The sequence below is a fragment of the Limibacter armeniacum genome (genome assembly GCF_036880985.1).
GTDB lineage: Bacteria > Bacteroidota > Bacteroidia > Cytophagales > Flammeovirgaceae > Limibacter > Limibacter armeniacum.
This window is the reverse complement of the sequence record NZ_JBAJNO010000001.1, coordinates 1-13,725: the sequence shown is the minus strand read 5'-3', so window position 1 is coordinate 13,725 and position 13,725 is coordinate 1. Positions and strand designations below refer to the sequence as shown.

General features: G+C 40.9%; 9 protein-coding genes. 5 read left to right on the top strand and 4 right to left on the bottom strand.

Translation table 11 applies throughout. From position 1 onward, the window contains the following. The first annotated feature begins 48 nt into the window (after window positions 1–48). Window positions 49–2,286, top strand: coding sequence for a glycoside hydrolase family 3 N-terminal domain-containing protein (locus V6R21_RS00045; RefSeq protein ID WP_334239703.1), 2,238 nt, complete (start codon window positions 49–51; stop codon window positions 2,284–2,286). 89 nt (window positions 2,287–2,375) lie between these two features. Here V6R21_RS00045 and V6R21_RS00040 read toward each other — a convergent pair whose 3' ends face one another. The 3 genes from V6R21_RS00040 to V6R21_RS00030 all read right to left on the bottom strand — a co-directional run bounded on the left by V6R21_RS00040 (window position 2,376) and on the right by V6R21_RS00030 (window position 7,643). Next, a complete protein-coding gene (locus V6R21_RS00040; protein WP_334239701.1) occupies window positions 2,376–3,794 on the bottom strand; it encodes a glycoside hydrolase family 30 protein in 1,419 nt (472 codons plus the stop codon). 20 nt (window positions 3,795–3,814) lie between these two features. Then, a complete protein-coding gene (locus V6R21_RS00035) occupies window positions 3,815–6,703 on the bottom strand; it encodes a glycoside hydrolase family 2 protein (RefSeq protein ID WP_334239699.1) in 2,889 nt (962 codons plus the stop codon). Window positions 6,704–6,764: 61 nt separating this feature from the next. After that, window positions 6,765–7,643 carry a hypothetical protein gene (locus V6R21_RS00030; protein WP_334239697.1) on the bottom strand — a complete coding sequence of 293 codons (879 nt, stop codon included), beginning with the start codon at window positions 7,641–7,643 and terminating at the stop codon, window positions 6,765–6,767. A 382-nt stretch (window positions 7,644–8,025) separates the two neighbouring features. On the opposite strand from V6R21_RS00030, the gene V6R21_RS00025 reads away from it, so the two are divergent. The 4 genes from V6R21_RS00025 to V6R21_RS00010 all read left to right on the top strand — a co-directional run bounded on the left by V6R21_RS00025 (window position 8,026) and on the right by V6R21_RS00010 (window position 11,751). After that, window positions 8,026–9,552, top strand: coding sequence for a tetratricopeptide repeat protein (locus V6R21_RS00025; protein ID WP_334239695.1), 1,527 nt, complete (start codon window positions 8,026–8,028; stop codon window positions 9,550–9,552). A 369-nt stretch (window positions 9,553–9,921) separates the two neighbouring features. After that, complete coding sequence (locus V6R21_RS00020) at window positions 9,922–10,629, top strand: acetolactate decarboxylase (RefSeq protein ID WP_334239693.1); 708 nt, start codon at window positions 9,922–9,924, stop codon at window positions 10,627–10,629. An 18-nt stretch (window positions 10,630–10,647) separates the two neighbouring features. Further along, entirely contained in the window at window positions 10,648–11,022 is a 375-nt protein-coding gene (locus V6R21_RS00015) for a putative quinol monooxygenase (RefSeq protein WP_334239691.1), read from the top strand. 309 nt (window positions 11,023–11,331) lie between these two features. Further along, entirely contained in the window at window positions 11,332–11,751 is a 420-nt protein-coding gene (locus V6R21_RS00010) for an ester cyclase (protein ID WP_334239690.1), read from the top strand. Between the two features lie 149 nt (window positions 11,752–11,900). On the opposite strand, the gene V6R21_RS00005 is transcribed toward V6R21_RS00010, so the two are convergent. Further along, window positions 11,901–13,725, bottom strand: a 1,825-nt coding sequence (locus V6R21_RS00005) for a glycoside hydrolase family 3 C-terminal domain-containing protein (RefSeq protein WP_334239688.1), incomplete at its 5' end; no start/stop codon positions are given.

Below are 13,725 nucleotides of genomic sequence, written 5' to 3'. Positions count from 1 at the left end.
TCTCCTCTTTTTTTTATGCTAATGAACAACAGCCAAACATACAATAAAATGCATGCAAACATAAAGAACAGACTGCTCAGCACATTGTTATGCCTAAGCCTCTTTTCCTGTAAACCATCCGCTCACCAATTTGGCAACAGCCCGAATCAGGTACAGAATGCAGGAATTACTGCCCAAAGGGAAAAAACTATACAGCAAAAAGTGTCTGCCATAATGGACACCCTTTCGCTGGAACAGAAAGTATTGCAACTGATGGGAGAAGCTGACCAACCAAAACTTGCTAGAGGAGAAGCTATTTCGGGCTATAATATTGAAGGGGCGACTACCTTACCACAACAGATAGGTATTTCCTGCAGCTGGAACCCTGAGTTGCTGCGTATCAATACCGGATACACATCTAGACTGATGCGCTCATTGGGTACCACTCTAGCGCTGTCTCCAATGCTGGATGTAAGCAGAAATGCCCATTGGGGCAGAATGGAGGAAAGCTTTGGGGAGTCAGAATATCTAACGTCCCGCATGGGACTGGCTTTTGTAAAAGGAATGCAAACTGATGACCTGAGCAAAGGGGTAGCCACCACTACCAAGCACTTTGCCGGATACGGTGGCAAAAATGACAACCTTCGTGTATTTTATGAGGAAATACTAATGCCCCATGAGGTTGCCATCCGCCTGGGCAATTCCCAATCCCTGATGCCAGGATACCATTCCTATCAGGGAGTTCCGGCACATGCTTCAGCATTTCTGCTACAGGACGTACTCCGCAACCAATGGGGATATGATGGTGTGGTGGTTTCCGACTATTTTGCCATCAAGCAGATTCATAATTCCTACCACTACGCCAAGGATACCCTTGAAGCTGTCGCAATGGCACTGAAAAATGGGATACATCTTGAGTTACCCAACGGCGATTATTACAAACAACTTCCTGGAGCCCTTGAAAAAGGCATGATCTCAATGGAAGACATTGACAATGCTGTCCGACATATCCTCACTCTGAAAGGAAGACTAGGGCTTTTGGATATGCCTCCAGTCCCTCAAAAGAATGTGGAATTAGACCCTGTAGACTACCGTGAAAGAGCCTACATTTCTGCCGCTCAATCATTGGTATTACTGAAAAACAAGGGCATTCTTCCCTTGAGTGACGACATAAAAAAAATAGCTTTGGTGGGTCCTAATGCGGATGCCGTAGAATCCCTATTAGGAGATTATACCCATCAGACTTTATCTCTTTACTGGGGAAAACAACCACTCGACGGTTTAAATCCAAAACTAATCACACTACTTGAAGGCTTGCAATCCAAGGTAAACGATCAGGTAGAAATCCTGTATGAGCGGGGTTGTGACTGGACAGATTCCTACAACAGCTCCATCGCCAGCCTCAACAAAAATGTAGGTGATGAGCGAGAAAAAAATGTGGTGGAGATTACTTCCAAGGACTTCGGTATTCCTGATCCTGAAAAAGCACTTCAGTATGCACAGGAAAGTGATGTCATCATTGCCGCTATGGGAGAAAACCGCTACCTGTGTGGTGAAGGACGTAACCGTTCCAATATCAGGCTTGCTGGTCAGCAAGAAGCGTTTGTTAAAGAATTGATTGCAATAGGCAAACCCGTTGTACTAATCGTATTCGGAGGCAGACCCCATGTTCTGACTGATATTGAAAAGGGCTGTCAGGCAATTGTACAGGCATGGTATCCGGGTGAGGAAGGCGGTAATGCCGTAGCGGATATGCTGCTCGGCAATATCAATCCTTCAGGAAAAATGACGGTAACCGTTCCACGCAGTAATAAACAGTGCCCAATTTGGTACAGTAAAGGATATAATCCTGATGATATGCCACTTTATCCTTTCGGACATGGTTTGTCCTATACCACTTTTACATATAGCAACCTTAAGGTATCCAATGAAGCATCCACTACAGACCAATGGATACCACTTTCTTTTGAACTGGAAAACACAGGTGATCGTAAGGGAGCTGAGATTGCACAGCTGTATGTCTCTGCCAAAGGACTTTCCATGCCAAGGCCTCCAATTGTTCTGGAAGGTTTTTCTAGAGTAGAACTGGAAAAAGGGCAAAGAAAGACAGTCACTTTCTATGTGTCTCCTCAGCAACTTGCTTTTTATGATAAGGACATGAAACTGGTTATTGAGCCAGGTACCTATAAGTTTTCGATCGGTGCATCATCTACAAACATGAAACTGACTGCCTCAATTACGGTAAAGGGAGAAAAGCTGACACTTGATCAGCAGGATATTTTCTTTAGTGAGACAATGATTAAATAAGACTAATCAAACAACCCAAGGCTAATAAAAAAGAGTCATCCTGAATGCTATTCAGGATGACTCTTTTTTATGATGAATTTATAAGGGGATTAAATGTCTTTCTGCAAAATGGTTACAGCCGTTAATCTGTTAGCAGGTATATTGACCTTTAACACTTTATCATTCACTACCAACTCAAAAGTATCATTAGCTGTATTACCATTTACAATTAATACTTTAATGGTTCCGTCAGGAGATTTCACCGATATCATTGGGTATTTTCCTCGACAAACTGATGCAATGCGTTTGTCTCCTGGCTTGATAAACTTGCTGATGATATACATGGCATTGTAGTCAGGATTGTAGTAGACCTCTCCTGTTTCTCTATTAATATTGATCAGAGAGTTTTGTGTCCATCCCCAACCGCTTTTGGTCGTTTCATTCAGAATCATATTCCAATATGTAAAAGTGGTACTACCACTGTTAATATAATTGGCCACTTCTTCTAAACGATGTGCAGCTTGTTCAACAGAATTTTCGCCATTATAGCAATGCCCTTCCGTATGGAAAATTTTCAAATCAGGCTTGAAAGTTTGGGCATCTGAAATAAAGCGAGCATCTGTATATTGAATCCCTACTCCATCTATTTCACCCAGTTCTTTGATTGCCACAAAATCCATCAGATCCATTTGATTAACGACTCTGAAAGTACCTGCATAAACCTTCGCCTTTATTTTGTTTTTCTTAAAAGCAGGAATCAGGTAATCATTTGCAAAACTCACCATTTCCTTCGCAGGAAAAATACAACTCGGATACTTGGTATCTGCATCATTTTCATTCTGAATACAGATACGATCAATGTCCACTCCGTTTTCATGATAAGCCCGAACGTACTTCACAAAATAGTCAGCGTAGGCTTTATACACTTTAGGGTTGTTCTTCAGCTCATTTCCATCCACTTTTAACCCTTCCATTTCTCCACTTTCTTTCATCCAACCTGGAGGACTCCAAGGAGAAGCAAATAAGGTCATATTGGGGTTTACCGCCAACGCCCCTTTGATGTAGGGCAAGACATATTTTTGATCCCTTTCTATAGAAAAGTGTTTCATATTATAGTCATCCGGTACCATTGAATAACTATAGGCATCGAGCCCAAAATCGCTAGCGCCAATAGCTGTACGACAGAAAGTAAATCCAGCTCCTTCTTCCGAAAAAAGATTTTGCAATATTTGCTGTTGTACATCTTGAGGAAGCGAATGCAATGCTTCCCCGCCTATTTCATTGAAAGCTCCCCCAATTCCTTCTATCTCTTGAAATACTACTTCAGGTTGGATATAAATTCTATTCTTCCAGCCAGCATTTCCTTTAACATCTTTATTGTTGACTTCCTGTAAAGGAGATGCCTCTCCCCTTTCAAACTGTACAAACCAAGTTTTTACATCAAGGTTGCTTTGCGCAAAAATGCCATTACTTAAAAAAAGCAGACAAATCCCCAATATTGGGTTAAGTATGTATTGTATATTATTCATCTTTTACTGATCATTTAAAGTTATATCCCTCTCTTCTCTACTATGCTATTATGGACTCTTTTGAACTCCAATCCATTGAGCCATGTAGCCGCACTTTCCTTATCTGTTCTGAAATAAATCTCTACCGGATCGGTACCATTGCTTTCAATAATATTCGTCACTGAGATTGGTTTACGCTCCCCTATATCTTTCGCATTAAAAATACCTACAGGCTCATCGTCAGAGATATAAGAAAACACATCTCTTGCATCTCTTCTGGTCACTGCCATATTGTAAGGGAAAAGCTTATTCCTATTTTCAAAAGAATGATGGTAGGTTTTCAATTCGTATTTGCCTTTTGATAATCCAGTAATAGTCAATTTCAAATCACCCGCATCTGTGTACACCCCATCACACCCCATAAATGCCAAATCACCGAGTATGGTGTAAGTTCCTTTCCGCCATTTCAATCCTTCATCCGCTGTAACAGAGAAAGTGCTCTCCCCAAGTTGAAATGTAAAAGCATCACTGTCTCCACCATTGGCAACTTCCCAACCAAACTGTGACAATTGTCCTTCTGTCTGAATGTCAATTTTGTAGATAGGATTATCATAAATAGGTTGGGCATTTTTAGCTAATTCATCCGCTATAAAAGGGACAGTTGTTAGTTCTATTGTAGCCGATTTCAGCTTTCCGGAAGTAGCTTTAATTTCAACTTCACCTGCCTTAGCCGTTCCACTCAAGTATACAGTTGCCACTCCATGGTAGACTTGCATATTTTCCACAAATGCTTCCTTTTCATACACAACGGTACCTGCCCCTTTTGTTTCAAAATGTACTTTGTTATCTGCATTAATGACTACTTCCCCATTTTTATCTACTACATACGCCCTAATCATCTTTAAGTCTGATCCTCCTGCAGTCAATTGAAGACTTGGATTATCAACCGCTAATTTCAATGCGTATGGTTCCCCTGCTTTGGTACGGGTGTGCGTAGCCAAAGGAATATTTTCATACTCATATAGTGCTTTGGCTGTCAGTTTTTCATTCGTCCACTGATATCGGAATGTAAAAGACGGAAACTTGTTCATAATACGCAGTGGATCGTTATCGGCACTTTGGATGGCTACCAATTTATCGTTTGCATACAAAGCTACTTTTGGCGCATTGCTGTACACATGTATTTTTTCATTTTTATAAACAGATTCATCTGCAATGTGTACGAAAGGAACTTTTGAATTTTCAGATTGATACCAATAGTAGGCAGGACGAGGCACACGGTAAATGGTTTGCATTCCGTATTCTGTATACATATCATGCTCCTTTGGATTCGGGCGAAGACGATTATAATCAGCGCCAACCCAAAGCAGCGCACCAATATTATTTTTACGCTTTTTATAACGAGAAATATGGAACTGCTGTGCTAGTCCATCATTGGACTCTCCATGCTCCATCACCAGACAGAAGTCTCCCTCTGGCCAATCCGTTCTGCGGTAATCCATCGTCGCATAGATATCAGCTCCTCCTGCATTTTTCACTCCACACCACGGACTAGATGCACTTGCCGTTAGTCGGAAAGGGTCTTCTTCTTTAGCCGCACTGTTGAGCTGCGGTACAGGACCTCTGTGATTGATACCTGCTCCCCAAATGATGATCGATGGATGATTGCGGTGATTACGAACCATCATACGCATGGACTGCTCCAACTTGTCCATCCATTCTCCTTGATCCCATAGAATCCAAGTGGATGGCTCTTCGTAAAGCACAATTCCCAACTTGTCACAAGCCTCGATAAAGGCATTGTCTTGTGGATAATGTGAAAGACGAATCGCATTTACCCCCGCTTTCTTATACGCCAAAGCCGCTTCAAAATGCATACTGTTGGGTACTGCATCACCGATATGTGGATAGTTTTGATGACGGTTGATACCAATCATAAAAAAGGGCTCTCCATTCAGCAGCAACCCTTGTCCATCGACCAGCTCGATCGAACGGAAACCAAAGGTATTTTCTATAAAATCTACAGGCTTATCATTTAGGTAAACGACAGAAACGGCACGGTACAGATACGGGTGATCAGGTGACCAAAGATGGTAGTTATCCACAATATCCGTCGTCTGTCGGAAGACTTTGTGCTGTCCTTGTCCAACGTTAGACCTAGCAGTCATTTTTTTCACAACGGCTCCATCCGCATCCACGATCATTGTCTCGATTCGACAATCTGATGCTTCCGAATATTCGTTGACAACGGTTGTTCTTACCGATACTGTTCCATTCCGTTTTTTTACGGTTGGAGTCGTAATGTGAACTCCCGCAAACGCATCTTCCCAATTGAAGTTGACGTGAAGTCTATTGGTTTTGACCAGATAAACATCTCGATAGATACCTGCCCATTTCACATAATCCGTCTCATCCGGGTCAGGGGCAATCATAGGGTCATAACTGTTATCCGCATTGACCACAATGGTGTTTACCTCCCCTGACTTTACAAAATCCGTAATATCAAAATGATGCGAGACATACCCGTTCACGGCAAAACGACCGACAAAATTTCCATTTACGTATAACTCTGTCGCATTGTGGACTCCTTCAAATTCGATAAAAGCTTTCTCGTTTTCTGTCAAATCAATTCGCATTTTTTTACGGTACCAGTTCTGATCTCTCAGAAAAGTCTCTTGTCTCCAATGCTCCGTGACACTGTCCAGGTCTAAAGCTAGCGGATCAGGATTATGTGGTAAATTGACCTTCTCCCAAGCCCTATCATCAAAGTTTTCTTCGGAAGGCTTTTCACCTTTGAGCATTTTGGAAAACTTCCAGTCAAGGTTGATGTTTTCTTTTACCCTATTGGTTTTCGGATAGCCTGCAGGTAGCTGTGCTTGTAGGTGATAGGCAAGCAGCACAGTAAATATCAGACTGAATATCTTTTTCATTTGTCAATCGTTTGTTTAAAAAAATCGTAGGATAAGCGTGCTACTGAAGGCTTACTTTATGTTAGTTCTGAAGTGAAATACCATCCCCTATCAGCACCTTTAATTTTGACAGATTACCATATTCATCCCCTTTCAGCAGGTAATAAACCATTCCTGCATCTGAAATGTCAGCTCCTTTCCCTTGTGGATGAAATTGTAACCTACCGTAAAGCCATTGAATATTTAGGTCTGCATGGTCACGCATCCAATGAAAAGGCGAAAAGTCTGTGCCTGAACACCAAAGTTTATGAATATTACCGCAGGCATTCTGGTCAACTATTTTTTTGTATTTGATACGGCTGCCACTCAATTCAATCGCCTGAGTCATCGTATGATGTGCCGTACGACGCAAATGATTGTCGTTATAGCCACTGTGGGATATCACTCGTACATTGGCTAACGATGCTATATCACCTCCATCCACTACCTGCTTTACCGCCTGATAGAAAAACTCGGAAGGTCCCATATGTATAAAGTATAAAGGGTCAGCTTCTGTGGACTTTTTGAGCTCATCAGCCAAGTGAGTAATGGCTGTAGACGGGTCTTCCGGTACATCAAAAAAACGGGAAGCATCAAATCCCCACCGCTGGATGGCTCCATTTACCCCCTCTGCCATGTAATTGGTCTCTGTGGTGTGGGCTGGCGCTTCCATAAAATTGTTAAAAGAAAAATGTACCAACTGATTTTTCAATCCTGACTTTGCAATCATCGCTAGCGCTGCAGGTGTACCTCCCCAGTCGTCGGGGTCAGCTCTGGGCCATTGTGCTTCTGCATGATTATCGGGTTGGTTGTTGCCATCTGCACTGATGGCAATACGGTTCTTGTCATATCCCGGTGACTGGGAAAAAGCATGCGTCACAATACAAGACAGTATCGAGACGAGTAAAGCTACTCTTTTCATTTTCTAGCCCTGTTTCTTTTATTTAAATGGTGTGTTTATGGTCGATTTCTGCTTTTACAAACTCTTAGCGTCTTTGAATTTGAGCATACTACAAACCTATTCAAAATGCCTTTCAACAGGTGTTTCAGCCACTTTACAATAACTTTACTGCCTTCAAATCGGACTTATACAATAACTTTACTCTTGCTTGAATTTATTATTATTGTCATTTATGAAATAGTGAATGAGAACTGGAGCAATGAGCAAAAAAACGAAAGGGATACGTATTTTTTTATGGCTGGCAATAATGACCGCTATCCATTCTTTGTCTTTAGGAAAGAGTCATCCAACTTTACAAGACACTTTAGTTAAGCATGTTCAAACTCTACAGCAAGCAAACAATATGATTGTCACTGATCGGGACAGTGCATTCATTTTATACAATCAGGTATTTCCAATTTTTAAGGAAATTGACGACACTACCCATATCATAAAATGCCATATCGGGCTTTCCGATATTTATAAAAACAAAGGACAATACAGCATTGCCTATAATCATTTGTGGGACGCTTTACTTATGGCTGAAGAGGTAAAAGACACGCTCTCTTTGGTAGATGTGCATAAAGACTTGGGAGGTCTCTACACCATTTATGAAAAATATGATGATGCATTGGCACATTTAAAGACCTCATTAGGATTTACAAAATCTTTCATAACGGCTCACAATACAGGTCATGCTAACCTGACTAAAGTATACTACGCCATTGCCATCAATCACCTAAAAAGAAAACAATATCAAACAGCTCTTGATTATTTGGACTCCTGCTCCATCACTAAACAAAAGTTTAATTTAAGTCCTTCCAACACGGCATATGTAGATGCACAGAGAGGGTATATTTACTTAAAGACCAACCTGCTTACTGAATCCCTAAAGTACCTTGACAGCGCTCATCAGTATTTTGAAAAAAATAACCTCCCCTACTACGTTATGACCAGCTTGTTTTTAGGTGATTTATATGCTAAACAAGCTAACTGGAGAAAAGCCTCACAATTCTATTTCAACAGTCTGCAAACCATAGAAAGCACAAAGATTCATAGTGACGTAAAGGTAGAAATTTTGAAAAAGCTGGCTCATGCCTATAAGAAACTAGGCCATGTCAATGAAGCATTCACTTATTTGGATAAGTCAATGGCCATCACCGATAGTCTTTTCAATGCCAAATCAGCCATTAACAATGCGCTATTTCAGATTAAGAACAAATATGAAGAAACCATCAAAGAGAAGGATAAGTTTATTCGCAATCAAAACCTGACCATTGAACGGAATGACATTATCCAGTCAAGATTTAAAGTTTCCATTGCCTTTTTATTGGTGGGTATTTTCGTCATTGCAGTTATGGTGAAGATGAGATACAAGCTTCGGAAAGCGAGTATGGAAAAAAGCCAAATAAAAATGCAAGCCCACTATGATAGAGAAAAAGCGGATGAAATTATTAATATCAAAAGTCGGGAGCTGACAGCTAACACCCTCCAGATGATTGAAAAAGATCAAACCATAGATGAGCTGATGCAAAAGCTAAAAGAAGGTTCGCCTGCAAGCTACAAGCTTATGAAGGTCAAAGTTTCGAAAGGAAATAAGGATATGTGGGAGCAGTTTAACAAACGATTTACGGAGGTGAATGCTGATTTTTATGACAAGTTAAGAGAGAAACACCCTGACTTGACGCCTACCGAACAGAAGCATTGTGCGCTTATCAAGCTCAATTTTGACAGTAAGGAAATGGCCTCTCTTTTACATATTTCACTAAACAGTGTGCATATTTCCCGCCATCGCATCAGAAAAAAAATGGGACTGGAACGTGATGTGAATTTGAGCAATTACATTGCGGATGTCATGACAACAAAACATGCTGATCATTTTCAGTCATGATAGCCTTTATTGAGCCTCAAAACTTTCTAAACAACAAATTTCTCCGTGACAGGGACTAATCAGCATAGAAAACCTAATTGCACGAATGATTTAATGTATTCCCTTGTTATGTGAGAAGACCACCTCGCCTGCCACATTCGTTACCTACACTTTAGTATCTCAACACATAATTGTTGATACTTTAGCCAAGCTACGATCTGCCTTACACTGTTTTTCAGTCATATTTCGCTGCTCTAATGCAACGCATGATAATTCATTTTATGGTTATGGTAATTTATGTGAGGGGTGTCGTACCGGGATATTACTCAAACTATTCCCGATAGAAGCATATGACAAAACAGTAATGTAAAATTTAAACCCAAATAAGAAATGAAACAGACAAAGAGTGCTGCCGCTATTTATCAATATGGTTCAACTTTAACGCTGTTTGGGATGGTTATCAATGGAGATTTAACGTCTAACAAGATGTTAGAGCATGGCAACTACGGTCTAGGTCTTGAAAACAACATTAAGAGTGAATTTATAGTGGTAAACAACGAAATATACACTATCGATGCTGTTGGTAAGGTCGACAAGGCAACTCCTAACAGTAAGGCTTCTTATATGACTATGTGGGATTTTAAGCCGGAGAAAACCGTCACCTTAAAAAATATAAAATCATACAAGGAATTGGATACAGCACTCAAGGCAGAAATGGAATCTGAAAACAGTTTCTATACCTACAAGATGAAAGGACAGTTTTCTTTTTTGGAAATGGGTTCGGCTATAGAATATAAAAACAACGAAACACTTATCGAAAATAGGGAGCGTCGTGTATTATATACCAACCACGATGTCAGTGGGATAATGGTGGGGCATTTTACGCCCAATCATGCAGCAGCCACCTGTTTTCCTGGCATGCACTTTCATTTTATTTCGGACGATTTAAAATTGGGAGGGCATCTAGAAGATATTGCTTTTGACCAGATAGATGTAGAGATCCAAAAAGTAGATACGCTTGTATTTACCCTACCTGAAGTAGAAGCCATCAAAGTTGCTGATATGAATTCAGCTTTCTTACCGCCTGCAGTACCGTAGAAACCAAAAAATAAAATTATGTCAGATAAAAAACTCACTTTCGAAGAGACCCTTACCTGGATGAAAACTACAGATTATTCGGGAGCAATAGGCGTTACTGCCCGTTTTAGGGTTGCAGATGAATATGTAGACGAATTTGTAGCACTTCTAAAAGATTATTCTCCTTATGTGTTAGAGGAAGAAGGTTGCTTAGATTATAGTTTTCACAGAGATTGGCAAAACCCAAACGATTTTTGGCTTACCGAAAAATGGGCATCGCCGACTATTTTGCTACAGCACTTAGGACCAAATGCCCGTAAAGGTACAAAGTATGAAGGCAGTATACCTTTAGACAAATTTGCAGCGATGAATATTTTCCCAGATCCAGCTGCTATTTATAAGGTTGGTTTATAAAGGTAGATTATAGCATTACTCGTTGCTTGATTTGATAATAAAATAGTCTATACACCTGCTCAAAAGAGTCTAAGAAGAATGAAGAGCAGAAAAATAGTTTTGCACGTCAAGTTTCGAAATCCTTTACATGTACAGCTATAAGTGATAAGGGCTATTACTGAGTATTCTCTATCTAAAAAAACCTGCATTCTGGGCTTTGACTCCGTTATAGCTACCAATTTCAGGTTGCTAAGCGGAGCCAAGGACCTTTTTATTGAATTCAGTTATAAGACCTTCAAAAGTGATTACCTTATACAAAAACAGGAAAATATGGACAAGGAGAAACTGCAAGCGACTGCAATGGAATATATGAAGATATGGAATGCAGGAAATGCTGATTTACTTTATAAATATGCTGATTCAGACATCATTGCAGACTATACACATTTTGAGAAGTCATACAGGGGAATTGCAGATTACAAATCTGTGCTTGAAATGACTTATAACTTTTTTCCTGACTTGAAAATTACGATCGAGAATTTGCTTCCTGACGAAGCTGAACAAAAGATAACGGTAGAATGGAAATATGATGGAACTCACAAAAATGGAAACCTGTTTGGGGTTGAGTCTTCAGGTAAAAAAATATCAGTATCCGGAATCACGATTTTAGAAATTAAAAACGGATTGGTAATAAAGGAAAAGGGGATTGTAGATAATTTGAGCCTGTTAATGCAACTCGGAGCTATATAAGGTATATCCGATCTTTTTTAGGTTCATGGTAAAATTAAATCTTTTGTCAGCATAAGTCGTGTCTAACTCACTTTCAACTTATTACACTTTATTGAAATGAGCTAGACAACGAATATATCATATACAAAATTCTTGTACTCAAGTCATCATTATCTCAACTGTATTGTAGCCTCCTGAGGAGTAGCAGCCCCAAGCTTCAGGCTCAATTCACCTGGAGAAGCGTTGCCTACCACAACTTTATAAGCGCCTTTCCTCCAAACTTTTTCGCCTTCCTGATTGACCACTTTAAAGTTTTCAGCATCTAAGGCAAACGTCAGCGCCTGCTTTTCGCCTTTTTTCAAAGCCACCCGCTGAAATGATTTCAGGCTTTTCAATGGAATGCCATCCGTTGCTTCCACTGGACAAACATACAACTGCACTACTTCCTCAATATCAAAATCACCTGTATTGGCCACCTCAATCTTGACTTCAAGCGAATCATTTTTCTTTAATTTGGTTGAGTTCAAAGCCAAGTTACTGAATTGCGTTTCAGAGTAGGTCAACCCAAATCCAAACGGAAACATCGGCTCTTTGGTCATGTACTTGTAGGTACGCCCTTGCATCGAGTAGTCCTCATAAGGAGGCAGTTGGTCAATGTTTTTCGGGAATGTCATCGGCAGGTGACCGGATGGAGAAATATTCCCGAACAGGACATCTGCCACAGCATTTCCACCTTGCTCACCTGGGTACCAAATCTGTAAAATCGCATCACAATGTTCCTCAATTCCTTCCAAAGAAACAGGGCTACCGCTGGCAATCACCAAAACCAAAGGGCCTTTCTTGTATTCTGCCAACTGCTTGACATAGTTGATCTGGTTTTCAGGCAATTTCATATCTATCCGGTCCCCTTTGTGGTTGGAGGCAATCGCATCCACGCCCTCTCCTTCTCTGTCGGCAGTCAAGCCAACCACACAAATCGTTACGTCCGACTCTTTGGCTACATTCGGCGCCCAGTTTTTGGGATTGATATTTTCGTGGAATGGCAAAGCGCCGCTTCGGTAATTGAGCGAAGTCCCTAAGGAAACCGCATCAGTTACACCTTCCAAAATCGTGACCAGACCAGAACTCACCCCGTAGTAGCTGCCCATCAGCATATCGGTGGAGTTGGCGAAAGGCCCCGTCAAATACGGTACTTTGATATCTTTGGAAAGCGGCAATACGTTGTCTTTGTTTTTCAACAATACAATAGACTTTTGGGCGGCTTCCCGAGCCAAAGCGATATGCTCCTGCGAATGAATCACTTCAGGACCGATTTGCGCATAAGGATTGTCTGTGTTTTCTCCGTCAAACATCCCCAGCCTGAATCGAGTTTTGAAAAGCTGCTTGGTGGTTGCGTGAATCAGTTCTTCAGATACGAGCCCTTCTACCACGGCTTTTTTCAACTCCGAAAAAGTCCCGCCACAGTTGAGGTTGGTTCCTCCCTTGATGGCTACAGCAGCGGCCTGAACAGGTGTTTCTACATACTTATGTGTATTGTAAATACATTTCACGGCGCCACAATCGGTTACCGTATACCCATCAAACTTCCATTGGTCACGCAGGATATCTTTCAAAAAATAATCATTGGCAGCCATCGGTTTTCCAAAAACAGCATTGTGAGCAGGCATCACGCCTTCTACATTCGCCTCTTTTACCAACGCTTCAAATGCTGGCAAATAGGTTTCAAATAGGTCTTGCTTTGACGGATGCACATCAAATTCCAACCTCAAACTCTCGGGCCCTGAATGTACTGCGTAGTGTTTGGCACAGGCAGCCGATTTCAAATATTTTGGGTCATCTCCTTGCAAACCTTTTACAAATGCTACACCCATTTTTGACATCAGGAAAGGATCTTCTCCAAAAGTCTCCTGCCCTCTTCCCCATCTTGGGTCCCTGAAGATATTGACATTCGGTGTCCAGAAAGTTAAGCCGGCGTATTTGCTGTGGTTACCCATT